At 71.5% G+C, this 24,841-nt stretch carries 26 protein-coding genes and 2 pseudogenes; 13 read left to right on the top strand and 15 right to left on the bottom strand.

The genetic code is table 11. The annotated features are described in order from the left end of the window. Positions 1–11 precede the first annotated feature (11 nt). Positions 12–596, bottom strand: coding sequence for a suppressor of fused domain protein (locus ACIHEJ_RS23525; protein ID WP_400138442.1), 585 nt, complete (start codon positions 594–596; stop codon positions 12–14). A gap of 459 nt (positions 597–1,055) precedes the next feature. Here ACIHEJ_RS23525 and ACIHEJ_RS23520 point away from each other — a divergent pair, with 459 nt between their 5' ends. Continuing rightward, a complete protein-coding gene (locus tag ACIHEJ_RS23520; RefSeq protein ID WP_400138441.1) occupies positions 1,056–2,183 on the top strand; it encodes a magnesium and cobalt transport protein CorA in 1,128 nt (375 codons plus the stop codon). A 24-nt stretch (positions 2,184–2,207) separates the two neighbouring features. Then, positions 2,208–2,720 (top strand): hypothetical protein, encoded by a 513-nt coding sequence (locus ACIHEJ_RS23515; protein WP_400138440.1) that lies wholly within the window; start codon positions 2,208–2,210, stop codon positions 2,718–2,720. A gap of 230 nt (positions 2,721–2,950) precedes the next feature. On the opposite strand, the gene ACIHEJ_RS23510 is transcribed toward ACIHEJ_RS23515, so the two are convergent. Next, positions 2,951–3,691, bottom strand: coding sequence for a hypothetical protein (locus ACIHEJ_RS23510; RefSeq protein ID WP_400138868.1), 741 nt, complete (start codon positions 3,689–3,691; stop codon positions 2,951–2,953). A gap of 199 nt (positions 3,692–3,890) precedes the next feature. Here ACIHEJ_RS23510 and ACIHEJ_RS23505 point away from each other — a divergent pair, with 199 nt between their 5' ends. The 3 genes from ACIHEJ_RS23505 to ACIHEJ_RS23495 are packed head-to-tail and all read left to right on the top strand — an operon-like array spanning position 3,891 to position 6,958. Next, entirely contained in the window at positions 3,891–5,177 is a 1,287-nt protein-coding gene (locus ACIHEJ_RS23505; RefSeq protein WP_400138439.1) for a magnesium transporter MgtE N-terminal domain-containing protein, read from the top strand. Continuing rightward, positions 5,167–5,781 (top strand): DUF1003 domain-containing protein, encoded by a 615-nt coding sequence (locus tag ACIHEJ_RS23500; protein WP_400138438.1) that lies wholly within the window; start codon positions 5,167–5,169, stop codon positions 5,779–5,781. Before ACIHEJ_RS23505 ends, ACIHEJ_RS23500 begins: the two co-directional genes overlap by 11 nt. A 43-nt stretch (positions 5,782–5,824) precedes the next feature. Continuing rightward, positions 5,825–6,958, top strand: coding sequence for an Mrp/NBP35 family ATP-binding protein (locus tag ACIHEJ_RS23495; protein ID WP_400138437.1), 1,134 nt, complete (start codon positions 5,825–5,827; stop codon positions 6,956–6,958). 309 nt (positions 6,959–7,267) lie between these two features. Here ACIHEJ_RS23495 and ACIHEJ_RS23490 read toward each other — a convergent pair whose 3' ends face one another. Then, positions 7,268–7,699: a hypothetical protein gene (locus ACIHEJ_RS23490; RefSeq protein WP_400138436.1), complete on the bottom strand. Its 432-nt coding sequence runs from the start codon at positions 7,697–7,699 to the stop codon at positions 7,268–7,270. A 229-nt stretch (positions 7,700–7,928) separates the two neighbouring features. Here ACIHEJ_RS23490 and ACIHEJ_RS23485 point away from each other — a divergent pair, with 229 nt between their 5' ends. Then, positions 7,929–8,186 (top strand): hypothetical protein, encoded by a 258-nt coding sequence (locus ACIHEJ_RS23485; protein WP_400138435.1) that lies wholly within the window; start codon positions 7,929–7,931, stop codon positions 8,184–8,186. A gap of 103 nt (positions 8,187–8,289) precedes the next feature. Then, positions 8,290–8,604 (top strand): annotated as a pseudogene (locus ACIHEJ_RS23480) (tyrosine-type recombinase/integrase); the annotation flags it as partial. A gap of 133 nt (positions 8,605–8,737) precedes the next feature. Here the strand turns inward: ACIHEJ_RS23480 and ACIHEJ_RS23475 are convergent. The 5 genes from ACIHEJ_RS23475 to sigE form a co-directional block, all read right to left on the bottom strand. After that, entirely contained in the window at positions 8,738–9,400 is a 663-nt protein-coding gene (locus ACIHEJ_RS23475; protein ID WP_400138434.1) for a hypothetical protein, read from the bottom strand. A 231-nt stretch (positions 9,401–9,631) separates the two neighbouring features. After that, entirely contained in the window at positions 9,632–10,069 is a 438-nt protein-coding gene (locus ACIHEJ_RS23470; RefSeq protein WP_400138433.1) for a sec-independent translocase, read from the bottom strand. 84 nt (positions 10,070–10,153) lie between these two features. Beyond that, the gene (locus tag ACIHEJ_RS23465; protein ID WP_400138432.1) at positions 10,154–11,923 is read right to left on the bottom strand and encodes a trypsin-like peptidase domain-containing protein; all 1,770 of its coding nucleotides are present in this window, start codon (positions 11,921–11,923) and stop codon (positions 10,154–10,156) included. Positions 11,924–12,057: 134 nt separating this feature from the next. Next, positions 12,058–13,062: a zf-HC2 domain-containing protein gene (locus ACIHEJ_RS23460; RefSeq protein ID WP_400138431.1), complete on the bottom strand. Its 1,005-nt coding sequence runs from the start codon at positions 13,060–13,062 to the stop codon at positions 12,058–12,060. Beyond that, positions 13,059–13,769 carry an RNA polymerase sigma factor SigE gene (sigE, locus tag ACIHEJ_RS23455; protein WP_400138430.1) on the bottom strand — a complete coding sequence of 237 codons (711 nt, stop codon included), beginning with the start codon at positions 13,767–13,769 and terminating at the stop codon, positions 13,059–13,061. Before sigE ends, ACIHEJ_RS23460 begins: the two co-directional genes overlap by 4 nt. A gap of 234 nt (positions 13,770–14,003) precedes the next feature. Between sigE and ACIHEJ_RS23450 the strand changes: the two genes are divergently transcribed. Continuing rightward, on the top strand, positions 14,004–14,702 hold the full coding sequence (locus tag ACIHEJ_RS23450; RefSeq protein WP_400138867.1) for an O-methyltransferase: 699 nt from the start codon (positions 14,004–14,006) through the stop codon (positions 14,700–14,702). Between the two features lie 87 nt (positions 14,703–14,789). On the opposite strand, the gene ACIHEJ_RS23445 is transcribed toward ACIHEJ_RS23450, so the two are convergent. Beyond that, a complete protein-coding gene (locus ACIHEJ_RS23445; protein ID WP_018544333.1) occupies positions 14,790–14,957 on the bottom strand; it encodes a DUF3117 domain-containing protein in 168 nt (55 codons plus the stop codon). Positions 14,958–15,331: 374 nt separating this feature from the next. On the opposite strand from ACIHEJ_RS23445, the gene ACIHEJ_RS23440 reads away from it, so the two are divergent. After that, positions 15,332–16,135, top strand: coding sequence for an enoyl-CoA hydratase/isomerase family protein (locus ACIHEJ_RS23440; RefSeq protein WP_400138429.1), 804 nt, complete (start codon positions 15,332–15,334; stop codon positions 16,133–16,135). A gap of 3 nt (positions 16,136–16,138) precedes the next feature. On the opposite strand, the gene ACIHEJ_RS23435 is transcribed toward ACIHEJ_RS23440, so the two are convergent. After that, entirely contained in the window at positions 16,139–16,735 is a 597-nt protein-coding gene (locus ACIHEJ_RS23435) for a DNA-3-methyladenine glycosylase I (RefSeq protein ID WP_400138428.1), read from the bottom strand. Further along, positions 16,732–17,082, bottom strand: coding sequence for a DivIVA domain-containing protein (locus ACIHEJ_RS23430; RefSeq protein WP_400138427.1), 351 nt, complete (start codon positions 17,080–17,082; stop codon positions 16,732–16,734). Before ACIHEJ_RS23430 ends, ACIHEJ_RS23435 begins: the two co-directional genes overlap by 4 nt. A 138-nt stretch (positions 17,083–17,220) precedes the next feature. On the opposite strand from ACIHEJ_RS23430, the gene folP reads away from it, so the two are divergent. Further along, entirely contained in the window at positions 17,221–18,081 is an 861-nt protein-coding gene (folP, locus tag ACIHEJ_RS23425) for a dihydropteroate synthase (RefSeq protein ID WP_400138426.1), read from the top strand. 42 nt (positions 18,082–18,123) lie between these two features. Here the strand turns inward: folP and ACIHEJ_RS23420 are convergent, their stop codons facing one another. Both ACIHEJ_RS23420 and dapE read right to left on the bottom strand, forming a co-directional pair. Continuing rightward, entirely contained in the window at positions 18,124–18,882 is a 759-nt protein-coding gene (locus tag ACIHEJ_RS23420; RefSeq protein WP_400138425.1) for a TIGR00730 family Rossman fold protein, read from the bottom strand. 104 nt (positions 18,883–18,986) lie between these two features. Continuing rightward, positions 18,987–20,066 carry a succinyl-diaminopimelate desuccinylase gene (dapE, locus tag ACIHEJ_RS23415; RefSeq protein WP_400138424.1) on the bottom strand — a complete coding sequence of 360 codons (1,080 nt, stop codon included), beginning with the start codon at positions 20,064–20,066 and terminating at the stop codon, positions 18,987–18,989. Between the two features lie 114 nt (positions 20,067–20,180). On the opposite strand from dapE, the gene ACIHEJ_RS23410 reads away from it, so the two are divergent. Continuing rightward, positions 20,181–21,188: a heavy metal transporter gene (locus ACIHEJ_RS23410; protein WP_400138423.1), complete on the top strand. Its 1,008-nt coding sequence runs from the start codon at positions 20,181–20,183 to the stop codon at positions 21,186–21,188. Between the two features lie 295 nt (positions 21,189–21,483). After that, complete coding sequence (locus ACIHEJ_RS23405; protein ID WP_400138422.1) at positions 21,484–21,903, top strand: ATP-binding protein; 420 nt, start codon at positions 21,484–21,486, stop codon at positions 21,901–21,903. A gap of 74 nt (positions 21,904–21,977) precedes the next feature. On the opposite strand, the gene ACIHEJ_RS23400 is transcribed toward ACIHEJ_RS23405, so the two are convergent. Together ACIHEJ_RS23400 and fdxA are read right to left on the bottom strand one after the other, a co-directional pair. Further along, complete coding sequence (locus ACIHEJ_RS23400) at positions 21,978–23,075, bottom strand: bifunctional succinyldiaminopimelate transaminase/glutamate-prephenate aminotransferase (protein WP_400138421.1); 1,098 nt, start codon at positions 23,073–23,075, stop codon at positions 21,978–21,980. 125 nt (positions 23,076–23,200) lie between these two features. Then, positions 23,201–23,521 carry a ferredoxin gene (gene fdxA / locus ACIHEJ_RS23395; protein WP_030746389.1) on the bottom strand — a complete coding sequence of 107 codons (321 nt, stop codon included), beginning with the start codon at positions 23,519–23,521 and terminating at the stop codon, positions 23,201–23,203. 140 nt (positions 23,522–23,661) lie between these two features. Here fdxA and ACIHEJ_RS23390 point away from each other — a divergent pair. Beyond that, positions 23,662–24,654 (top strand): annotated as a pseudogene (locus ACIHEJ_RS23390) (GNAT family N-acetyltransferase); the annotation flags it as partial. Between the last annotated feature and the right edge of the window lie 187 nt (positions 24,655–24,841).

Here is a 24,841-nt window from a genome sequence, read left to right as displayed (position 1 = left end):
CTCACTCCGGCTCAGTCCAGGGGGACGGATCCGCGGGCCGGGTCCCGCAGATCCGTCCCCCTGGTGAGCCAGCGCTCCTGGAGGGCCTGGGCGCCGTGCACCCGCTTCCAGGCGGCCTCGTTCGGCGTCATCGGCAGCAGCGGCAGGAACCGTACGGGGTCCATCGGCTCGTCCAGTTCCAGGTCCTCGACGAGACCGCCGGGCTCGGCCACCAGGACCGAGGTGAAGGGCGCGCCGGGCCACAGCGGCTCACCGGTGTCCAGGGAGGCGCCGGGCGCCACGACCAAGCCCTCGACCTGCGGGGAAGCCGCCAGGACGGCGAGCGGCCTGAGCACCTTGTCGGTGTCGGCGACACCCGCGCGGACGGACAGCACCAGCTCGGCGCGCGGTCCCTCGACCGGATCGGCGAGCATCGCGGTGGGGTCCGTCATGGGGCGCGCCGACATGCCGAGGGTGGCGTACCGGACGATGTCCCCCTCGCTGAATCGGAGCACCTCTATACGGTCCGTGCCGAGGAAGGTGACCGCGGCGCGCGCGTCCGGTTCGCCCAGCGCGGTGGCCAACCGTGCCTCGACCAGAGGAAGAACATCAACCATGCGGTGAGCATAGAACTCGTCAGCAGCGGGCAAAGCGGCGCCTTGACACTTGGGCGGCTGCTACGCTGAGCCGGTGGTTCGGGGCAGCACGCAGAAGCGTCGCTATCGAGTCCCGACGCCGATGAGACTCCCTTACGAGGGACCGGCCGGAGGAGGTGGGGCTGTCATGGATCGAAGTCGACCTGGTAGTACCACTCGCTCTTCCGGCCGCTGATGTAGTTCCTGGCTGGCTGCCGCCTTCCCGTGCGCGTCGTCCGTTCGGAAGAGCACCTCGTTTCGCTTTGCCTGATCCGTCTGATCCGAATCAGTTCTGCATCAGTGGCTAAGTCGCCACCGCGACGGTGCGGTGCTCCCCGCTTTGTGGACGTGCCAAACATCCGCAGTCGAGGACGTCCCCATTCCGGGTAGTTCCACCCGTCGCCACGCGCTCTCGCCGCCCGCCCGCGAAGGAGCCTGCCCATGTCGATGATCCGCGACCTGCGCGCCGTGGTCCGTCCGTCGTCCCGTGTCTCGCTGCGCAAGGAGACGAGCGCGTCCTCGTACGACACGACCCGTGACCCGGCCATGCCGTCGGCCGTCGTGGACTGCGCCGTCTACCGCGACGGCACCCGTGTGGCGAGCGACACGCCGCTGAGCCCGCACGAGGCGATGCGCCTGGTGCGCCGCGACGGCGGCTTCGTGTGGATCGGGCTGCACGAGCCGACCGAGGCCGAATTCGCCGGTATCGCGAGCGAGTTCGGGCTGCACCCGCTGGCCGTGGAGGACGCGGTGCAGGCGCACCAGCGGCCGAAGCTGGAGCGCTACGACGACTCGCTGTTCACCGTCTTCAAGACCATCCACTACGTCGAGCACGACCGGCTCACCGCCAACAGCGAGGTCGTCGAGACCGGCGAGGTCATGTGCTTCACCGGCCGGGACTTCTTCATCACCGTCCGGCACGGCGGCCAGGGCTCGCTCCGGGCCCTGCGCCACCGCCTGCAGGACGACCCGGAGCTGCTGGCCAAGGGCCCCTCGGCCGTCCTGCACGCCATCGCCGACCATGTCGTGGACGGTTACATCGCGGTCGCCGACGCGGTGCAGGACGACATCGACGAGGTGGAGACCGAGGTCTTCTCGCCGGGCCGCAGGGGCGGGGTCTCCCGTGGTGTGGACTCGGCGCGGATCTATCAACTCAAGCGTGAGGTGCTGGAGTTCAAGCGTGCGGTGGCCCCCCTGCTGCGTCCGATGCAGCTGCTGAGCGAGCGGCCGATGCGGCTGATCGACCCGGACATCCAGAAGTACTTCCGGGACGTCGCCGACCACCTCGCCCGGGTCCAGGAGCAGGTACTGGGCTTCGACGAGCTCCTCAACTCCATCCTCCAGGCCAACCTGGCGCAGGCGTCCGTCGCGCAGAACGAGGACATGCGCAAGATCACCGCATGGGCCGCGATCATCGCCGTCCCGACGATGGTGTGCGGGGTCTACGGCATGAACTTCACGTACATGCCCGAGCTGCACTGGAAGTACGGCTACCCGGTGATCATGGGCATCACGGTCGCCCTGTGTGTGGGCATCCACCGCATGCTGAAGCGCAACGGCTGGCTGTGAGCGGGCCTGGATAGGGTGAGGGCCATGACAAGCGAGCTGCTCGACCGGGCCCTCATCGAGGAGGCCTCCAAGAAGTCCGGCCTCATCTGGGTCAAGGGCGCCGGCGCCCCGGCCGCGCGTGCGCTGTGGCACGTGTGGCACGAGGGCGCGGTGTGCCTGGTCGGCGACGGGCCCGGGGAGCAGCCGCTGGAGGGGCTCACCGACGGAGGCACCGCCGAGGTGACCGTGCGCAGCAAGGACAAGGGCGGCCGGCTGGTGACGTTCCCGGCGACGGTCTCGGAGCTGGCGTCCGGTACGCAGGAGTGGGAGGCGGCCGTCGCCGAGCTGAAGGGGAAGCGGTTGAACGCCCCCGACGGCGAGGAGATGCCGGCCCGCTGGGGCCGTGAGTGCAGGGTGCTGCGCCTGGCTCCGGCGGGGTCCGTGGCGCCGTTGCCCGACGGCAGCCTGGCGTCCCGCCCGGTGCCGTCCGCCGCGACGACGCGCCGGCCGGTCCCGGCGGGACTGCCGAAACTGCTGGCGAGGCGGCGGAAGAAGTAGCGCCGGGGGCCGAGGGAGTCTCCCACCGCCGGAAAGGGACGCCGCGGCCGAGCACCGTCGCGGCGCAGGAGTCCGACGGACCGGCGTCCGCGACGAGAACACCCGAGCACGGGCGCCGGCGGCCGGATCGAGTGAGCACCGGCCGGCGTCGTCCCGCCGCGACCGCGCCCGGCCACCACGGCGGGGGCCGGGGGTGCCGAACCGGCCGCGACCGGCGGGTGAGCACGGCTCTACGACGTGGGCAGCTGCCGTCCGTAGTCCACCGTCTCCGACTTGGCGGGCTCCGTGACGGCGAAGTCCTTGCCCCAGTCCGTGAAGCGGAGCGTGCCCGCGTCGCCGGCGCGTACCAGGCGGAGGGGGTACGGGGTGCCCTGGAGGGAGACGTCCAGGGTGCCGCCGGAACCCTTGTCGCCGGTGATGCGGATGGTGCGGGTACCCGACTGATCGTGGTGGCCGTCCGTCGCCAGCGTGCCGTGCAGTGTCAGCAGACCGTCGAGGAGGACGTCCTTGTCCGTGAAGCCGCTGAACTTCTTGTACGCGGGGTCCCCCTGCGGCACCTTCACGTACTTGCCGTCCAGCGTGCCCGCGGCCCCGTCGCCGCCCTTGCCCTCGGCCTGCTGCCAGAAGTCCGAGTCGGCCTTCAGATACAGCTGCCGCCCGACCCGCAGCAGCTTGAAGGTGGCCCCCTGCGAGGTGACCGAGCCGCTGCCGCCCGCGGCCTTGAGCCGCATGTCCAGCTGGTACGTACGCCCGCTGGTGACCACGGTCCCGGACAGCCGTACCGCCGCTGCCGCGTCCGCCGCCGCCCGCGTCTTCGCCTGGATCTTCGCCGCGGGCAGCTTGCCCACCCCGTTCGTCCCCGCGTCCGGATCGCCACCGCCGCCGCATCCGGTCAGGACCGCGGCCCCCGTCACGGCCAGTGCGCACGTCGCGGGCACCAGCGCGGCACGGCGAGGACGGCGGCGGGGCATCGCAGTCACAGGTGGGGTCACCTTCCTGACGGTTCCTGAGCGGCGTACGGCAGCGTACCGGTGCCCCGGCAGCCCGGCGGAGCCAGTCCGTCCGGACCGCCCACCGGGGCGTATCCGATCAGGACGGGCTAGCCTGAAGCGCACGCGAGCGGGCACTTCTGAGCAATTCACACGAACCCCACGCAAAGGAAGCACAGCCATGGCAGCCGGCGCCCCCCGGATCTTCGTCTCGCACCTCGCCGGGGTCCCCGCGTTCGATCCGAACGGCGAGCAGGTGGGCCGCGTGCGCGACCTCGTCGTGATGCTGCGGGTGGGCCGCAGGCCCCCGCGCGTCCTCGGACTGGTCGTCGAACTGGCCACCCGGCGCCGCATCTTCCTGCCCATGACCCGGGTCACCGGCGTCGAGTCCGGGCAGGTCATCACCACCGGCGTGATGAACGTCCGCCGGTTCGAACAGCGGCCCACCGAGCGGCTCGTCTTCGGGGAGCTGCTGGACCGGCGCGTCACGCTGGTGGAGACCGGCGAGGAGGTCACCGTCCTCGACGTGTCCGTGCAGCAGCTGCCCGCCCGCCGGGACTGGGAGGTCGACCGCGTCTTCCTCCGCAAGGGCAGAAAGGGCGGCGCCTTCCGGCGGGCCAAGGGCGAGACACTGACCGCCGAGTGGTCCGCCGTCACCGGCTTCTCCCTGGAGGAGCACGGACAGGGCGCCGAGAGCCTCCTCGCCACCTTCGAGCAGCTCCGCCCCGCCGACCTCGCCAACGTCCTGCACCACCTCTCCCCCAAGCGGCGGGCGGAGGTCGCCGCCGCACTCGACGACGACCGGCTCGCCGACGTCCTGGAGGAGCTGCCCGAGGACGACCAGATCGAGATCCTCGGCAAGCTGAAGGAGGAGCGCGCGGCGGACGTCCTGGAGGCCATGGACCCCGACGACGCGGCCGACCTGCTCGGCGAGCTGCCCGAGGAGGACAAGGAGCGGCTGCTGAGCCTGATGCAGCCCTCCGACGCGGCCGACATGCGGCGCCTGATGTCGTACGAGGAGCACACCGCGGGCGGTCTCATGACCACCGAGCCGATCGTGCTGCGGCCGGACGCCACGGTCGCCGACGCCCTCGCCCGGGTCCGCAACGCCGACCTGTCCCCCGCGCTCGCCGCGCAGGTCTACGTCTGCCGGCCGCCCGACGAGACACCCACCGGCAAGTACCTGGGCACCGTCCACTTCCAGCGGCTGCTGCGGGAGCCGCCGTACTCCCTGGTCAGCTCGATGGTCGACACCGACCTGCAGCCGCTCGACCCGGACGCGGCGCTGCGGGTCATCGCCGGGTTCTTCGCCACGTACGACATGGTCGCCGCGCCCGTCGTGGACGAGTCCGGCTCGCTGCTCGGCGCGGTCACCGTGGACGACGTCCTGGACCACATGCTGCCCGACGACTGGCGGGAGACCGAGTTCCACCTGGACGACGAGGGGGTGGGGACCTATGGCTCCTGAGCGCGAGACCGCGACCCGCGAGCGCACCCCCGCGGGCGCCACGGCCGCCACCCGGCCCCGCACGCCCCGTCTGGACCAGCCGCGCCCGCCCCGCCGCCGGTTCCTGCCCGAATGGGACCCCGAGGCCTTCGGACGGCTGTCGGAGCGGATCGCCCGCTTCCTGGGCACGGGACGCTTCATCGTCTGGATGACGGTCGTCATCATCGCGTGGGTGCTGTGGAACATCGCCGCGCCCCGCCATCTGCGCTTCGACGAGTATCCGTTCATCTTCCTGACCCTGATGCTGTCCCTGCAGGCCTCCTACGCGGCCCCGCTGATCCTGCTCGCGCAGAACAGGCAGGACGACCGCGACCGGGTCAACCTGGAGCAGGACCGCAAGCAGAACGAGCGGTCCATCGCCGACACCGAGTACCTGACCCGGGAGGTCGCCGCGCTGCGCATGGGCCTGGGCGAGGTGGCGACCCGCGACTGGATCCGCTCCGAGCTGCAGGATCTGATGAAGGAACTCGAGGAGCGGCGACGACACGACGGGCACGGCGGGCATGTCGTATTCCCGGCGGAACGGTCAGACCGGTCACCGGGACGTGACACAGACGACCGCTGAGGGGCATCCCGAACGCCCCTCGGCGCGCCGTACCATCGTCCTTATGGCTACGGAAGACGCGGTGCGCGAGGCACTGGCGACGGTGAACGACCCCGAGATCAACCGCCCGATCACCGAACTCGGGATGGTCAAATCGGTGGAGATCGGCGCGGACGGAGCGGTCGCGGTCACCGTGTACCTGACGGTCTCCGGCTGCCCCATGCGCGAGACGATCACGCAGCGCGTCACCGAGGCGGTCTCCCGGGTCGAGGGCGTCACCCGTGTCGACGTCACGCTGGACGTGATGAGCGACGAGCAGCGCAAGGAGCTGGCTAACGCGCTGCGCGGCGGCCAGGCCGAGCGCGAGGTCCCCTTCGCCAAACCGGGCAACCTCACCCGGGTCTACGCGGTCGCCTCCGGCAAGGGCGGCGTCGGCAAGTCCTCGGTGACGGTCAACCTCGCGGCGGCGATGGCGGCCGACGGTCTGAAGGTCGGTGTCGTCGACGCCGACATCTACGGTCACAGCGTGCCGCGCATGCTCGGCGCCGACGGCCGTCCCACCCAGGTCGAGAACATGATCATGCCGCCGTCGGCGAACGGCGTGAAGGTCATCTCCATCGGCATGTTCACCCCGGGCAACGCGCCGGTGGTCTGGCGCGGCCCGATGCTGCACCGCGCGCTGCAGCAGTTCCTGGCGGACGTCTACTGGGGCGACCTCGACGTCCTCCTGCTGGACCTGCCGCCCGGCACCGGTGACATCGCGATCTCCGTGGCCCAGCTGATCCCGAACGCCGAGATCCTGGTCGTGACGACCCCGCAGCAGGCGGCGGCCGAGGTCGCCGAGCGCGCCGGTTCCATCGCGGTCCAGACCCACCAGAAGATCGTCGGCGTGGTCGAGAACATGTCCGGCCTGCCCTGCCCGCACTGCGGCGAGATGGTCGACGTCTTCGGCACGGGCGGCGGCCAGCTCGTCGCCGACGGTCTGACCCGCACCACCGGTGCGACGGTCCCGGTCCTCGGCAACATCCCGATCGACGTCCGCCTCCGCGAGGGCGGCGACGAGGGCAAGCCGGTGGTCCTGACCGACCCGGACTCCCCGGCGGGCAGCGCCCTGCGGGCGATCGCCGGGAAGCTGGGCGGACGCCAGCGGGGCCTGTCGGGCCTGTCACTGGGGATCACGCCGAAGAACAAGTTCTGATCTCGCACGTCTGCGATCTGCGGCTCCGTCACCGGTCAGCTCTCTGACCAGCGGCGGAGCCGTCGGCGTTTGTCATCGTCGGTCATCGCCGAGCACCGCCGGACGGCCCAGAGACGGCCCGAACGGTGGCGCCGGGTGTGCCCCTCGATGCGAAATATGGGCGCGATGGTCGCTAAGGTCTGCTGGGCTGGTTGTCCGGCCAGCGGGGGATGGTGTCGTGCGGCTGTGGTCGCGGTGGTTGCTGTACATCGCTGCTGTACGGCTCTCTCACCACTGCATCCAAGCTACGAACTCTCGCCGCGCACGGCCCTAACCATCTTTTCTCGCGTCTTCGCTCATAGCCCGGGCGAGGGCATTGACCGCGCGAGCGTCGAACGTATCCGGGTTGTCGGCGAGGTGATTTAGTTTCTCGCGCAAGGTATCGTGCGCCACGATTTGAGCCTTGCGGACCGTTCTGAGCAGTTCACCCTTGGACGTTCGGCGGGCCCCCTCTTCGCCCTCACCGCAGAGCGAGTAGTTGACCAGGGCTTCTAACGTCTCTCCGTATAGCAAGCGCCTTTGCTTCTGGAACTCAGCATTGCGCTGGGTGCTTGACTCGTAGACAGGACCGCCAGCTGACTCCCTGGCTTGCTGTACTGCAGAATCTGCTGTCGCCTTGGCCTGCCTCATGCTCACCAATGCCACGGACATCGTTCCCAGCATCGCAATGAGGGATGTCGTGACTGTTGCGGTATCACTCATGACCCCTGCCATTATCCACTGCTGTATCTAGTAGCCGGGGGGCTTGCTATGAGCGATGAGGGCCCCTGCGGTCACTGCGAAAAGTCGGAGAGGGTTTACTAATGGCCACGCGTGGCTCTCCCTCTTGCCAAGTCAGGTCATAGTCCATGGGCATCATCCCAATCCGCCCTAGTCGCCAACCTAGATAAATGCACCGTTGGGTCAGAGACGTCAGTGCAGACTCATCTGGATGGGTGACCACCGCGTGCAGTTGCTGCTCCAGTCGCTCGGTATCGATCTCCAAAACGGGAGATTTCACCTGGCCGACGCGACCGATGTAACCCAAAATTGCAGGCTTGATCGTGAGGAGCGCGGCCAGAACGATGACAACCGTTGCGGCTGGCCAGGCGACGGCCTTGGTGATCTCAGCACCATCAGCAAGCAACATGCTCCAACTCTGAATGCTGCTGACGCGGATCTCGTCAGGCTCTCCGCCTCGACGCGATGAATCACTCGTTGTTGTTAACCGACCTGATGATGGCGGCTTGGAAGGCAGCGGTGAACACACGGTTCCCGCCAGTCCACGCTGCCGCTGCCCTGCAGTCTCCCAAGCAATCGACCGCAACCATTTCAACGCGCAGTACTGGCGCCCCGCGCTGCTGGCCGGCGGAGTCGAGCCGGGGCCAGGTAACGGCATGCATGCACTACGGCACTTCTATGCCTCTGTGCTGCTCGACGCCGGGGAGAGCATCAAGGCTCTCAGCGAATACCTCGGACACGCCGACCCGGCGTTCACGCTCCGCACGTACACGCACCTCATGCCCAGCAGCGCCAGTCGGACGCGGTCCGCGGTGGATGCCCTCTTTGCGGAGTCTTCGCGCCCTGACGGCCCAGAGGCGGCCCCTGAGGCCCGGAAAGGGCAGTGACCTGCTGCTTTACCCGAAGAACAAGTTCTGAGGGCTTGTCAGGCTCTGTGCCCGCAGGGGGCGCCGGACACCACCGGCGCCCCTTTTCCACGCGGAGGCGGAAACGTCACTCACCGGGCAGCGGAAACGCCGCTCACGCGTAGGCGGACACGTCCTTCACCACGGCGAATCCGAGCCCGTACGCGCTCATCCCCCGCCCGTACGCCCCCAGATGAACCCCCGCCTCGGTCGTACCGGCGAGCACCCATCCGAACTCCGACTCCCGGTAATGGAAAGAGGCCGCCACCCCGTCCACCGGAAGCGAGAGCCTGGACCACTCCGGACCTTCGAGATCGTCGGCCAGGGCCCACGCCGTCTCGGTCTGCTGGTCCAGCCAGTCGTCCCGCAGGCTGTGGTCCATCTGTCCGGGCCAGGTGAACGACAGCAGCCCCACCCCGGCCAGCCAGGCGGCGGAGGACACCGACGTCGCCTCCAGCAGGCCCGTACCGTCGGCGCTCCGCCGGGACGGATGCGCGGCGACGGTCACCACGACCGCGAACTTCTCCCGCTGTTCTCCGGCAGCACCGGCCTCACCGCGTACGGAGGGCTCGTCGCCGTGCCCGATCGAGCCGTGCTCGACGGCTCCGTCGGCCGCCGTACCGACCTGCATCAGCCAGCGCGGCCCCGTGAACGCCTCGTCGAGGCCGTACCACGGGAAGGGCGCCTGCAGGTAACCGTCGACCGTACGCCGGGCGGAGGGCATCTGCTGTCCCTCCGCGGCCGGCGTTTGCGCGCCCACCCGACTCGTCGTCTCCATCTGCCCGGACGCCTCCTCGCTCTCGTCGGACCGGGGCGGCCCGCCCCCCTTCGGGCGTACTCCTCCGGTCCGCACAACAACTCGGCAGCATATCCACACCGCTGACAGCCGCAGGGCAGGCGCTGGATGCGTGGGTCGCGCGAAGGGCCTGTTCAGGTCGCGTGGGACGGTTCCGTGCTATGAAACGCGTCACGTGCGCGGGGTGCGCCCCCGCGCGCGTGTCGGCGTCGGTCAGGTGGCGTCCGCGTCGTACGGCGGCCGGTCGTCGGTGCCCGGGTCCTCGGGCTTCTTGGTCATGTCGATGCGCCCGCCGGACGACGAGGACGACGAGGACGAGGCCTCGGTGTCGCGGCCGTGGACCGCGTCCGTGACCTCGGCCATCTCCTTCTTCAGGTCGAAGCCGTTGCGGATCTCCTTCAGCCCCAGCTCGTCGTTGTCCAGCTGCTTGCGGATGAACGCCTTGGGGTTGAGGTCCTCGAACTCGAAGTCCTTGAACTCGGGGCCCAGTTCGCTGCGGATGTCCTGCTTGGCACTCTCCGAGAACTCGCGGATCTTCCGGATCGTGCGCATCACGTCCTGGATGACCTTCGGGAGCTTGTCCGGACCGAAGACGAGCACGGCGAGCACAATGATCGTCACCAGCTCCAGTGGTCCTATGTCATTGAACACCTGACGCTCCTTGCGATGTCCTCGGTCGCTCAACGGTACCCGGCGTTCCTGTCCGACCGGTACCGTCCCGAGGTGAGACTTCTGTCAGTTCTGCTCCGACGCGCCCAGCACGAGTGACACGTCCCGCTCGGTGCCACCGCGTTCGACCACGAGCCGCAGCCGGTCGCCGGGCCGGTGGGCGCGGATCTTGACGATCAGTTCCTCGCCGGTGTGCACGCGCTGCCCGTCGACCTCGGTGATCACATCGCCCGGCTTCAGCCCGGCCCGCTCGCCGGGGCCGCCCTTGAGGACGGGGGGTCCGCCGTTCGCGCCCTTGTCGTCGACACGGGCGCCGTCGCCGGTGTAGCCCATGTCGAGGATGACGCCGATCACCGGGTGGGTGGCATGGCCCTCGTTGATCAGTTCCTCGGCGACGCGCTTGGCCTGGTTGACGGGGATGGCGAAGCCGAGGCCGATGGAGCCGGCCTGACCGCCCTCGGAGTCGGAGCCGCTGTCGGCGGAACGGATGGCGGAGTTGATGCCGACGACCTGGGCGCGGGAGTCGAGGAGGGGGCCGCCGGAGTTGCCCGGGTTGATCGGGGCGTCGGTCTGCAGCGCGTCGACGTACGACACGTCGCTGCCGTCGCCCTTCTCACCGCCGGCCGTGATGGGCCGTTCCTTGGCGCTGATGATGCCGGAGGTGACGGTGTTGGCGAGGTCGAAGGGGGCGCCGATGGCGACGACGGGGTCGCCCACCTTGACCGTGTCGGAGTTGCCGAGCGGCAGCGGGGTGAGTCCGTGGACGCCGTGGACCTGGACGACGGCCAGGTCGTAACCGCTGTCCCGGCCGACGACCTTGGCCTTGACGCTGTCGCCGGTGCTGAAGGAGACGGTTATCGAGCCGCCCGAGGCCGCGGGCGCGACGACGTGGTTGTTGGTGAGGATGTGGCCGTCGGTGTCCAGGACGAAGCCGGTGCCGGTGCCCTGCTCGTCGGAACCGGTGACGTGGATGGTGACGACGCTGGGCAGGGCGCGGGCGGCTATCCCGGCGACACTGTCCGGCGCCCGGCCGGCCGGCACGGCTCCGGCCTGCGGCAGCCGGACCTCGTCGCCGTCCAGTCCGTGGCGCTCGATGTAGGCGCCCACGAGCCCGCCGACGGCCGAGCAGACGAGCGCCACCGCCAGCGTCCACACGAGCAGCAACCGCTTTCCCCGCCGGGTGCGCTGCTCCTGCGTCAATACCCCGACCCCGGTCTGCTGCAAGGGCCCCTGCGCGAGGGCGGCCTGTTCCTCCGGGGAGCCCGCGGCCCAGGGGTCGTAACGCTGCCAGGGGCCGGCGGCGGGGGGTGCCTCGGGGACGGGGGTGGTCTCCGGCGGGGTGGTGGGGGCCGGGACGCCGCCGGGTACGGCGCTACCGGACGCGCCGGGGACGGGAGCATGCGGATCGCGTGCGGACGCGTGCGAGACGCCGGGGGCGGGCGCGTGGGGGACGCCGGGGGCGGGGGCGTCGGCAGGGGTCATGCCGTGCGCCGCCGGGTGCTGTACCGGGGGTGCGGGCGCCCAGGGGCCCGGTTCACCGTAGGGCGGGGTGCCGTAGGGGTCCGGGTCGTGCAGCGGCTTCGGCCGCTCGCCGGGCCCGGTCGACGCGGCGCCCTCGGCTGTGGCATCGGTGGCGGCCCGTTCCGGTGCCGCGACCGGCGTCGGCTTGGCCAGCTCGAAGTCGCCGTCCGCCGCGGCCCCGGCCGGCTCCCCGGTCGCCGGACGTGGCAACTCGAAGTCCGGTCCTGTACCACCGCCGGCGACATCTTCGGCCGGCCTCACCCCCGCCGCTCCCTCCGGTCCTTCCACCGACGGGACACGGTTCCCCTCGTTCATGCTCTCCCCACGGCTGGGCGTGACCGCGCGCTTCGGCGACGGCCACGGAATCTCGACTGCGTGCCCGGGTCGTCGCCACGGGCACGGCGCTCACCGGATTCAACCAGGTTCGCGGGTCGTGAGGCAGGGCCTGGTCAGGGCATTCCGTGCGATGCCGAGGGGGACACCGAGGGAGCGGAGGAGCTGTGGGGGACGGGGGCGGGCAGCAGACCTGAGCCGGTGACTCCGGAGGCCGTGGACCAGTCGGCGAGCGGGAAGGCCACCATGTGGTCCAGGGGGCGTATCAACGGGGAGACGGCGGCGGCACCGGTCAGCACGGGCGCGGTCAGGCTGCGGACGGCATCGATCGGGGCCGGACCGGCGTCGGGGGACGGCAGGCCGGGCACCATCGGCGCGGACATGAAGGTCGGCGCCGCCGCGCTCTGTCCGAGCTGGATGCCGCCCTGCGCGAGCAGTGGTCCCACCGGGCGGCGGCGCTGGGTCTCGGGCGTGGCAGCGCTCGTACCCGCGCCGGAACCCGCTCCTGTACCGGCCGAGCGGGTCGGAACGATGTTGTTGCCCGTGCCGGAGCCACTGCGGGCGTCGGCGGTCACGTCCCCGGGGATGGCGGTGGTCACGCCTCCGAGGGCGACCGCGGCCAGCGACACCGCGCCGGCGGCGGCGGCCGCGAACCGCAGTCCGCGCGAGGCGGAGCGGCCCTCGTCCGGGCGGCCGACGGGATGGATGCGGAAACCGCGCTCCTCGTGCACGGGCGTGTGCCGCGGGCCGGCGGGGACGTAGCCGAACGCGAAGCGCTCGCCGCGCCTCACCCCGAAGACGCCGGAGGTCCCGGAGACGCCGGCCTCGGGGTCGTGCCCGAAGAGTCCGCCGCCGTCCATGTCACCTCCCCCGGGGAGGCCCTGGAGGCGGGCCAGGAGGCTCGCCGACGGCGGGGGCGGGGCCGCCTCCGCGAACACGTTCTTCAGCGCGCGCTGGGCCTCCGCCTCCGCCTTGCACCGGGCACAGGTGGCCAGGTGCGCGAGGACCCGCTCACGCGTCTCATGACCGAGCTCTCCGTCCACCAGGGCGGAGAGGCGGTCTCCCAGGTGCTGCTCTGCGAGGTGCGGCTCCTCGACAGGTTTCGGCCGAGATCCACTCACGCGGTCGCGCCCCCTCCCCCCAGAGCGGGGACACGGGTGAGGAAGGAGCGGCGCTCGGCCGCCCGGGCCTCCGGAGAGCGGTGCGCGAGGGCCTTGCGGAGCTGGGAGCGGCCGCGGTGGATGCGGGAGCGGACCGTGCCGAGCTTCACGCCGAGGGTCGCGGCGATCTCCTCGTAGGACAGCCCCTCGATGTCGCACAGGACGACGGCGGCCCGGAACTCGGGCGCGAGGGTGTCGAGGGCCTGCTGGACGTCTGCGTCGAAGTGGGCGTCGTTGAACAGCTGCTGCGGGGTGGGCTCGCGGCTGGCCAGGCGCTCGGCCGCGTCCTCGCCGAGGGCGTCGAAGCGGATGCGCTGCTTGCGCCGGACCATGTCCAGGAAGAGGTTCGTGGTGATGCGGTGCAGCCAGCCCTCGAAGGTGCCCGGCGAATACGTCGACAGGGAGCGGAAGACGCGCACGAAGACCTCCTGGGTGAGGTCCTCGGCGTCGTGCTGATTACCCGTCAGGCGGTAGGCGAGCCGGTACACCCGGCCGCTGTGCATGCTGACGATCTCCTCCCACGTGGGCGGAGTCCACGCCTGCCCGTCCGCGTCGGTGGAGAAGGTCGCGGTCTGGGCCTCGCCTGCGGCGAAACCGGCGTGGTGGTCAGCAACGGTGTCGGTCACGGATTTCGGCCTGCCCGCCGACCCGAGGAAGCGCCGCAGCACTCCTCCCCGGTCCCCGGGCGCAGCCGCACCTCCCCTGTCGGCTCTGGTGGTGTCCAGTGGAGCCCCTACCATAGCCACCTCGCCCGTTAGCTCCGGATAAGCGGTTTTACGAGAATTTGATACTCGCTGATACGGCTCATCCGGCTGCGTCAGCAGTTGCTCGGCGTCCTGATCCACCTCTTACCCCCCGTCACGTCGCCGGCCGCCGTCTCATCCCTATAAACGCCCGGTCCCATCTGCGGGTTCCCGACGCCAACGGATACAGTCACGCCCAGGCAACCACGGGGACAGGAGAGGGTCATTACCGGCAACCGGCAGACGAGCTGGGCGTTCGCCGACGCCTTTGTCGCCGAGGACGAAGCGCTGCGCTGGGCCCGCGACCGGGCCCGCGAGGCAGGGCTGCGCTCGGTGACGCCCGGCGCCGGCGCCGCGCTGCGACTGCTCGCCGCCTCCGTGGACGCGAAGGCGGTGGCGGAGATCGGCACGGGCTGCGGGGTGTCCGGGATCCATCTGCTGCACGGCATGCGTCCGGACGGGGTGCTCACCACCGTCGACCCGGAGCCGGACCACCAGCAGTTCGCCCGGCAGGCCTTCCGTGCCTGCGGCTTCGCCAGCAACCGGGCCCGGTTCATCCCGGGTCGCGCCCTCGACGTCCTCCCCCGCCTCGCGGACGCCGGCTACGACCTCGTCTTCTGCGACGGGGACCGGCTGGAGTACCTCGACTACCTCGCTGAATCGTTGCGCCTGCTTCGGCCCGGCGGTCTGGTGGTCTTCGAGGGCGTCTTCGCCAACGGCCGTACGGTCGACTCGGGGCCGCAGCCGACGGAGGTGCTGAAGCTGCGGGAACTGCTGCGCGCGGTGCGGGAGAGTCAGGAGTTGGTCACGTCGCTGCTGCCGGTGGGGGACGGGCTGCTCTGCGCCGTCAAGCGGTGAGCACCCGGCCGCCGGGGCCCGTGAACGCGGCTGCCCCGGCACCGCGTACGATGCCGGGGCAGCCGCAAGGGCAAGATCGCAGGGACGTCAGACGACGACCTTCTTGAGGGCGTCGCCAAGCGCCTCGGCCTCGTCAGGGGTCAGCTCGACGACGAGTCGACCGCCGCCTTCGAGCGGAACGCGCATGACGATGCCCCGCCCCTCCTTGGTCACCTCGAGCGGGCCATCACCCGTCCGCGGCTTCATGGCCGCCATGCTCGTTCCCCTTCCTGAAACCAGCTCATCGTCTGCCGAAGGCCCCGGGAGGGCACCCGCGGTCCGGAGCGGACGCACGACACCGGCATCGAACACATTGCTTCCCAGCCATTATCCCGCATCGCAGGACCCGATGACCAACATCGGTAGGCATCGCTTGGGCAACGCGCGCGAGCAAAACCACTCAATTCGGGGATGTGGCTGCGATACTGCGCCGCCGCGCGGACATCCGCCGGCCGGCTCCGCTCCGGATTTCTTTGACGCAGGTCACACGTCGGGGCCGGCCCTCGGGCGGCGATCTCCGCCATGCTGTCCTCAGACAGGGACGTACTGAGCGGTACGTCACCAGCCGCTGACACCGAAGGGGATGCGCCATGGCCGACACCGTGCTCTACGAGGTGAGCGACGGACTCGCGACGATCACGCTGAACCGCCCCGAGGCGATGAACGCGCTGAACATCGCGACCAAGGTCGCCCTCCGGGAGGCGGCGGAATCGGCGGCCGGGGACGCGGCCGTACGGGCGATCCTGCTGACCGCCGCCGGGGACCGGGCGTTCTGCGTCGGCCAGGACCTCAAGGAGCACATCGGGCTGCTCGCATCGGACCGGGAGACCGGCTCCGGGCAGACGATGAGCACGGTCAAGGAGCACTACAACCCGATCGTGCGGGCCCTCGCCGGGGCGCCGAAGCCGGTGGTCGCCGCGGTGAACGGCGTCGCGGCCGGGGCCGGCTTCGGGTTCGCGCTCGCCGCGGACTACCGGGTGGTCGCCGACACGGCCGCCTTCAACACGTCCTTCGCGGGCGTGGCCCTGACCGCGGACTCCGGGATCTCCTGGACCCTGCCCCGGGTGATCGGCCCGAGCCGCGCCACCGACCTGCTGCTCTTCCCGCGGAGCATCAGCGCCCAGGACGCGCTGGAGCTGGGCATCGCCAACCGGGTCGTGCCCTCCGCCGAGCTGCGCGCCGAGGCCGAGCAGGTGGCGCGGGCGCTGGCCGAGGGGCCGACGGTGGCGTACGCGGCGCTCAAGGAGGCCGTCGCCTACGGCCTGACGCACTCCCTCACCGAGACCCTGGAGAAGGAGGACGAGCTGCAGGCGCGGGCGGGCCGGTCCGAGGACCACGCGATCGCCGTGCAGGCCTTCGTGAACAAGGAGAGGCCGAAGTACCTCGGCCGCTGAGCGCTAGCGGGCGGGCTGGCTGTTGCGGCTCACACACGTCTCCAGGTGGTCGTCGACCAGCCCGCACGCCTGCATCAGTGCGTACGCCGTCGTCGGGCCCACGAATCTCAGGCCCCGCTTCTTCAGCGCCTTGGACAGAGCCGTGGACTCCGGGGTGACCGCCGGGACGTCGGCGAGGGTCCGCGGAACCGGCCGGTGGGCCGGGTCCGGCGCGTGGGACCAGATCAGCTCGTCCAGCTCGCCCTCCGCCCAGTCGGCGAGTGCGCGCGCGTTGGCGAGCGTCGCGTCGATCTTGGCGCGGTTGCGGATGATGCCCGGGTCGGCCAGGAGGCGCGCACGGTCCTCGTCGGTGAAGGCGGCGACCTTCTCGATGCGGAAGCCGGCGAAGGCGGCACGGAAGCCGGGGCGCCGACGCAGGATCGTGATCCAGGACAGGCCGGACTGGAAGGCCTCCAGGCTGATCCGCTCGAAGAGGGCGTCGTCGCCGTGGACCGCGCGGCCCCACTCCTCGTCGTGGTACGAGACGTAGTCCTCGGTGGACAGGGCCCAGGGGCAGCGCAGGGCCCCGTCCGGCCCGGGGAGGGCGGCGCCGGCCGTCACCGCTGCTCTCCTTCGGCGGGCCGCTCCTGCCGGGCGTGCGCGGCGGCTCTGGCGCCGGCCAGGGCGGACTCCAGATCGGCGATGCGGGCGTCCCGCTCGGCGAGTTCGGCGGCGAGGCGCCCCAGGGCGTCGTCGACGTCGGCCATGCGGTAGCCGCGCGGGGCGACCGGGAAGCGCAGACCGTCCACGTCGGCGCGGCCCACCGGGCGGTCCGCCGGCAGCGGATCCTGCAGCCGCTCGGGCGCCGCTTCGGGTAGCGGGCCGCTCTCGCCGCCGCCCACCACGGCGAGCGTCACCGCGGCGACCACGACGGCCAGCGCGACGACCAGGAACAAGAACATCACCATCGCCTTAGGGTCCCCACGCTCGATACCGGACGCTGTGCCGGAAGCCGAAACTGTCAGGCTCCGATCGTGCCATGCGACTCTGACAGTTAGGGTCACAGGCGGCCGTACTGCGGGATGTACTAGGAGAGGTCACAGCGGATGCTCAGGCTGGGCAAGCGGGAATTCGGGCCGCACGAGCCGGTGATCATGGCAATTGTGAACCGGACCCCGGACTCCTTCTACGACCGGGGGGCCACCTTCCGCGACGAGCCGGCTCTCGCGCGCGTGGAGCAGGCGGTGGCCGAGGGCGCCGCGATCGTCGACATCGGCGGGGTGAAGGCAGGTCCGGGCGAGGAGGTCTCGGCCGCTGAGGAGGCGCGGCGGACGGTCGGCTTCGTGGCCGAGGTACGGCGGCGCTTCCCGGACGTGATCATCAGCGTGGACACCTGGCGGGCCGAGGTCGGCGAGGCCGTGTGCGAGGCGGGCGCGGATCTGCTGAACGACGCGTGGGGCGGCGTCGACCCCGGGCTCGCCGAGGTCGCGGCGCGGTACGGGGTGGCGCTCGTGTGCACCCACGCGGGCGGTGCCCAGCCGCGCACCCGCCCGCACCGGGTGACGTACGACGACGTCATGGCCGACATCCTGGACGTGACCCTGGGGCTGGCGGAGCGGGCGGTGTCGCTCGGGGTGCCGCGTGAGTCGGTGCTGATCGACCCCGGGCACGACTTCGGGAAGAACACCCGGCACAGCCTGGAGGCGACGCGGCGGCTGGACGAGATGGTCGCCACGGGATGGCCGGTGCTGGTGTCGCTGTCCAACAAGGACTTCGTCGGGGAGACGCTGGACCGGCCGGTGAAGGAACGACTGATCGGTACGTTGGCGACGACCGCGGTGTCCGCGTGGCTGGGCGCGCAGGTGTACCGGGTGCACGAGGTCGCCGAGACCCGGCAGGTGCTGGAGATGGTGGCGTCGATCGCCGGGCACCGGGTCCCCGCGGTGGCCCGCCGGGGCCTGGCCTGAGCGTCCAGGGGGCTCGGCCCCCTGGACGCCCCCGTCGGAGCGCTAACGGGCCGCCTCCTTCGACACCAGGGCCACCGCCTCCTCCACCTCGTCCGTGACGTGGAACAGGAGGAGGTCCTTCTCCGCCGCCTTGCCCTGGGCCACCACCGTGTCCTTCAGCCAGGACACCAGCCCGCCCCAGTACTCGGTGCCGAAGAGGACGATCGGGAAGCGGGTGACCTTCTGGGTCTGGACCAGGGTCAGGGCCTCGAAGAGTTCGTCGAGGGTGCCGAGGCCGCCGGGCAGCACGACGAAGCCCTGCGCGTACTTCACGAACATCATCTTGCGGACGAAGAAGTAGCGGAAGTTCAGCCCGATGTCGACGTAGGGGTTCAACCCCTGCTCGAAGGGAAGTTCGATGCCGAGGCCGACCGAGGTGCCGCCGGCCTCGCTGGCGCCCTTGTTGGCCGCCTCCATCGAGCCCGGGCCACCGCCCGTGATCACGGCCCAGCCCGCCTGCACCAGCCCCCGGCCGAGCCGTACGCCCGCGTCGTACTGGGACGAGTCGACCGGCGTCCGCGCCGAGCCGAACACGCTGATGGCGGGCGGCAGTTCGGCCAGGGTGCCGAAGCCCTCGATGAACTCCGACTGGATACGCAGGACCCGCCAGGGGTCGGTGTGCACCCAGTCCGAGGGCGCCCGCTCGTCCAGCAGCCGCTGGTCGGTAGTGCTGGATGTCACCTGGGACCGCCGTCGCAGGACCGGTCCGAGCCGCTGCTCGTCCGGCGGCTGCTTCTTCCCCTCGGGGTTGCCGGTAGGCATGTGCGCTCCCTCCACTTGCCGGTAGTTCGATCTCAGACTAGATCTGCGCGGGTTACGGAGGGGGGACATGCGCATGTCCGCTATGCGTGCGCCGCACCTTCTCGCTAGGCGGTGAGCCAGCTCCGCAGGCGCTCCTCGCCCGCGAGGATCTTGGCCGTCTCCACGCGCTCGTCCCGCTTGTGGGCCAAGTGCGGGTTGCCGGGACCGTAGTTGACGGCCGGGATGCCGAGCGCGGAGAAACGGGAGACGTCCGTCCAGCCGTACTTGGGCATCGGGGTGCCACCCACCGCCTCGATGAAGGCCGCGGCGGCCGGGTGGGACAGGCCGGGCAGCGCGCCGGGGCTGTGGTCGTCGATCACGAACTCCGCCACCCCGCAGTCCGCGAACACCTCACGGACGTGCGCGATCGCCTCCTCCTCGGTGCGGTCCGGGGCGTACCGGAAGTTCACCGTGACCACGCACTCGTCGGGGATCACATTGCCCGCGACCCCGCCGCTGACGCCGACCGCGTTCAGGCCCTCGCGGTACTCCAGGCCGTCGATGACCGGCCACCGGGGCTCGTAGGAGGCCAGCCGGGCCAGGATCGGGGCCGCCGCGTGGATGGCGTTGGAGCCCATCCAGCCGCGCGCCGAGTGCGCCCGCTCGCCCGTGGTCCTCAGCAGCACCCGCAGGGTGCCCTGGCAGCCGCCCTCGACCTGGCCGTCGGAGGGCTCCAGCAGGACCGCGAAGTCGCCCGCCAGCCACTCCGGGTGGGCCTCGGCGACGTGCTTGAGGCCGTTGAGCTCGGCGGCGACCTCCTCGTTGTCGTAGAAGACGAAGGTCAGGTCGCGGTTGGGGGCGGGGACCGTGGCCGCGATCCGCAGCTGCACCGCCACGCCCGCCTTCATGTCACAGGTGCCGCAGCCCCACAGCACGCCGTCCTCGTCGAGACGGGAGGGGACGTTGTCGGCGATCGGGACGGTGTCGATGTGGCCGGCCAGGATCACACGCTCGGCGCGGCCCAGGTCCGTACGGGCGATCACGTTGTTGCCGTGGCGGTCCACCGTCAGGTGCGGCAGGGCGCGCAGGGCGGCCTCGACCGCGTCCGCGAGCGGCTTCTCGGTGCCGCTCTCGGAGGGGAAGTCCACCAGCTGCGCGGTGAGCGCGGCGGCGTCGAGCGTGAGGTCAAGGGAGGTGTCGGCCATGGCCACGACCCTAGCGCGCGACCTGCCGCGACGGGGTCGCCGTCCACGCGGGCCGGCGGCCGCGCCGTACGGACCCCCCTCGAGGGGTCCTGCGGCCTCCAGTACCTTGTACGCGTGCCAGAGCCGTCCCCCACCCGTCCCAAGCGTCGCGGCCGTCTTTTCCGTTTCGCGGCCGCCTTGTTGGTCCTGTGCGGTGTCGCCGCGTATCTCGTGGTGCAGTACGTCACCGGAGGCGGTGGTGCGCGCGGCTGCGAGGTGGTCTCGGCATCCGGCGACGGGGCGTCGTACGAGTTCACACCGGAGCAGGCGGCGAACGCGGCGACGATCGCCGCCGTCGGCACCGGGCGCGGGATGCCCGAGCGGGCCGTGACGATCGCGCTCGCGACCGCGCTGCAGGAGTCGGGGCTGCGCAACATCGAGCACGGCGACCGGGATTCGCTCGGCCTGTTCCAGCAGCGGCCCTCCCAGGGGTGGGGCAGCGAGCAGCAGATCATGGACCCGACCTACGCGGCGGGCATCTTCTACGCGCACCTCGCCAAGGTCCAGGGCTACACCGACCTGCCGCTGACGGTGGCCGCGCAGCGGGTGCAGCGCAGCGGCTATCCGGAGGCGTACGCCAAGCACGAGCCGGACGCCACGCTGCTGGCGGCGGCGCTGACCGGGCATGCGGCTGCCACGCTGACCTGCGACGGCCGCCCGGACGCCATGGCGTCGGCGACAGGGCCGGACGCGGTACGTGCCGCGCTGGTACGGGACTTCGGGCGGGACGCGCTGCAGGAGACCGGTGCGGAGGTGGGCGGGACGCCCGTGCCGTCGCCGTCGCCCTCGCCGAGCGTGACCGCGACCGCGCACGGGCGGACGGTGACCGTTCCGGTGCCGGAGGGCGCCGAGCGGGACGCGACCGGGCGCGGGGAGCGCGAGCGGGGGTGGCAGCTGGCGCAGTGGGCCGTCGCCAACGCGTCGTCGCTGCACATCCAGCGAGTGTCGTACGCGGGGCGGGAGTGGGTCGCCGGGAGCAGCGACAGCCGGTGGAGGCCGGCCGGTGGGCAGGGGGCCGCCGGGCAGCCGGCCGACGGTACGGCGACGTCCGCGGGGGCCGTCCGGATCGTGACCGGACAGTAGTACGGGGGGTCACTCCGGCGGGTTGCGCGGCGCCGGTCCGCCCGGCCGTCCGGGCGACTTCCGGCGCGGGTTCGGGAACCCTTGGAAATTCAGGGCCGTAAGGATTCTGCGGGATTCCCCGACGATGTTCTTTGCCCGTTTTTATCCACACCTGATAATGCGATGCGTTATCCATTCTTTACCTGGGGCGTCCGCAACCTTCGCGGGCTTCGAGCGGTAGTCACGGCGTCCGAGCCCGAAGACGGGCGCGGACGCAATCACCGACACATCACGTTCTCCCGTCGAATGGAGCATCATGTCCCTCCCTCTGACCCGCCGGATCGCCCGTGCCGCGCTGCTCGTCGCAGCGGGAGCGGCAGCCGGGGTCGGTGCGGCCGGCTCCGCCGGTGCGGCCACGAACCTGCCGGCGGCGACCCCGAACCTGGGTGGTCTGACCGCCCTGGACGGGGCGCACGTCGGCAACACCGTCGACGGTGCCGCGCAGAACGTCACGACTCTCGCGAGCGACGCGGGCAGCAAGGCGGTCAAGCAGGCGGTGCCGGCCGCGGGCAAGACCGGCGGCGGCGCCGTGAAGAAGACGGCGCCGATGGCGCAGAAGGCCGCGGGGGACGCGGCCGGTGCGGCGGGGGGTGTCCTCGGGGACACGGCGTCCACCGCGACGAAGGGCGGCCTGCCGAACCTGCCGGTGCCGGGCGGCCTGCCGCTCGGCGGCTGAGGTTCCGCGGCCACTGAGCCGAGCCGACGGGGTCCAGGGTTCTCCCTGGGCCCCGTTCGCCGTGCTGGGTGGGGTCAGGCGGTCAGGCGGGCGACCGCCGCTCGCACCCTCTCGTCCGTCGCCGTCAGGGCCACGCGGACGAAGTTCCGGCCCGCCTCGCCGTAGAAGTCGCCCGGGGCCACCAGGACGCCCAGGTCGGCCAGGTGGGCGACCGTGGTCCAGCAGGACTCGTCGCGGGTGGCCCAGAGGTAGAGGCTGGCCTCGCTGTGCTCGATACGGAAGCCGTGGGCGAGGAGAGCCGTGCGCAGGGCCTCGCGGCGGGCCGCGTAGCGCTCGCGCTGTTCGTGGACGTGGACGTCGTCACCGAGGGCCGCCACCACCGCCGCCTGGGTCGGCGCGGAGGTCATCATGCCGCCGTGCTTGCGGATCTCCAGGAGCGGGCCGAGGACGGCCGGGTCACCGGCGACGAAGGCCGCGCGGTAGCCCGCCAGGTTCGAGCGCTTGGAGAGGGAGTGGACGGCCAGGACGCCGTCGTAGGAGCCGCCGTTGACGTCCGGGTGCAGGACCGAGACCGGGTCGGCCTCCCAGCCCAGCTCCAGGTAGCACTCGTCAGAGACCAGCAGGACGCCGTGCTCGCGGGCCCAGGCGACGATCTCGGTCAGGTCCTGCTTCGGGACGACCCGGCCGGTGGGGTTCGACGGGGAGTTCAGCCAGAGCAGCTTCAGGCCGGCGGGGTCCAGTTCGCGCGGGTCGTCGTAGACCTCGTAGCCGGCGCGGGCCAGGCGGGCGCCGACCTCGTAGGTCGGGTAGGCCAGGCGCGGGTAGGCCACCTTGTCGCCGGGGCCGAGGCCGAGCTGGGTCGGCAGCCAGGCCACCAGCTCCTTGGAGCCGACGACCGGCAGGACGTGGCGGTGGGTGATCCCACGGGCACCCAGGCGGCGCTCCAGCCAGCCGGTGATCGCGTCACGCAGTGCGGGGGTGCCCCAGACCGTCGGGTATCCCGGCGAGTCGGCCGCGTCGATCAGGGCCTTCTGGATGAGCTCGGGAACCGGATCGACGGGCGTGCCGACGGAGAGGTCGACGATCCCGTCGGGGTGCGCGGCGGCCGTCTTCTTGTACGGCTCCAGCTTGTCCCAGGGGAAGGTGGGGAGCCGGTCGGAGACTGCGGACACGGGAATCAGGCTCACTTTCGTACGGTGCGGCAAACGCCTCGGTCCCGTGCGGCGGTGATCAGGGTGATCGGGCCGTACGGGACCGAGGCGGCGCGGTTACGGGCGGCCGCTTGGCGCTTAGACGGTCACTCGCCCTGCGGCGGCAGCGCGGCGACGAACGGGTGGTCGCGCTCGATCAGCCCCAGCTTGCTGGCGCCGCCGGGCGAGCCCAGCTCGTCGAAGAACTCGACGTTCGCCTTGTAGTAGTCCTTCCACTCCTCCGGAGTGTCGTCCTCGTAGAAGATCGCCTCGACCGGGCAGACCGGCTCACAGGCACCACAGTCGACGCATTCGTCCGGGTGGATGTACAAGGACCGCTGGCCCTCGTAGATGCAGTCGACCGGGCACTCCTCGATGCACGCCTTGTCCTTCACGTCGACACAAGGCTGCGCGATGACGTAGGTCACGCTGTCGTTCCTCCTCGATAGGGCGCTGGCGGGCCTCCTCAGGCTCCGCCGCCTGGCGCGCGGGAGCGCGGCGTCGTCGATGCCCGCCCCTAGTATCTCCGTTCCGGAGCACGATCCGAACAGGAGGGGTGAACTGACCGGTGGAAATCTCGGCGACAGGACGCCTTGAAGTCCGAATCACCCCTGCTGACGTGGGGAAACGGGTGTCGGTACGACGCTTGGGCGACGCGGCGACGACGCCGGAGAAGTTCACCGACACGGTGGGTGTTCTCACATCATGGGACGGTGGCGTGCTCATGATCACACAACGGGACGGGCGGAGTGTCCGGATCCCGGAATCCACGCTGGTCGCGGGGAAGGTCGTACCCGCCGCGCCGGCGCGTCGCCGGGGACCGGCCGCGTCCTATCCGGAGCTGGCCCGGATCGCCTCGCGCGGGTGGCGGCCGGTGGAGAGCGAGTCGCTCGGGGAGTGGGAGCTGCGGGCGGCCGGCGGGTTCACGCGGCGGGCGAACAGCGTGCTGCCGCTCGGCGAGCCCGGCCTTCCGCTCGACGCGGCCCTGGCGGCCGTACGACGCTGGTACGGCGAGCGTGGCCTGCCCGCGTACGTCCAGACCGCCACCGGCGCCGAGGGCACGCAGGAGCTGCTGTGCGCGGAGCTGGAGCGGCGGGGCTGGGTGCGCGAGGTGACCGCCGAGCTGTGGATCGGTGCGTTGGCGCCGGTCGCGGACCGGGCCGAGGGCGCGGAGGTGGTCCTCACCCGGGAGGCGGACGAGGCGTGGCTCGCCCGGTATCAGCGCAAGGGGGTGAGCGAGGTGGCTCTGCGGGTGCTCGGCGGTGGGCCGTCCGTGTGGTTCGCGACCGTGCCCGGTGCGCCGGGCGAGCCGCCGGCGGCCATCGGGCGGTGTGTCGTGGACGGCCGCTGGGCCGGCTTCGCCGCCGTCGAGGTGTCCCCCGACCGGCGCCGCCGGGGGCTCGCCACCGAGGTGATGGCCGCACTGGCCCGGCGCGCGCTCGCCGAGGGCGCGTCGGCCGGCTGGCTCCAGGTCGAGACGGACAACGAGGGCGCCCGCTCGCTCTACACCGCCCTGGGCTTCGCCCCCCACCACACCTACCACCACTACCGCGCCCCGGAACCCCCGGCCGGCGAGCCGCAGCAGGCGCAGGACGCGGCCGCCCCCCGGCACCGGCCGCCGGACGAGCGCCCGGCCGGCCACCCGCACCCGTCACCCGACGAGCGCACGGCCGACCACCCGCACCCGTCACCGACCGCCACGGGTGACCGCCCGCACCCCGAGAACCCGCCGAGCCGCGACCGCCCGG

The sequence above is a fragment of the Streptomyces sp. NPDC052301 genome, assembly GCF_044593395.1.
Classification (GTDB): Bacteria; Actinomycetota; Actinomycetes; order Streptomycetales; family Streptomycetaceae; genus Streptomyces.
The sequence above is the reverse complement of the archived record's forward strand: the minus strand, read 5'-3'. Positions and strand labels throughout refer to the sequence as shown.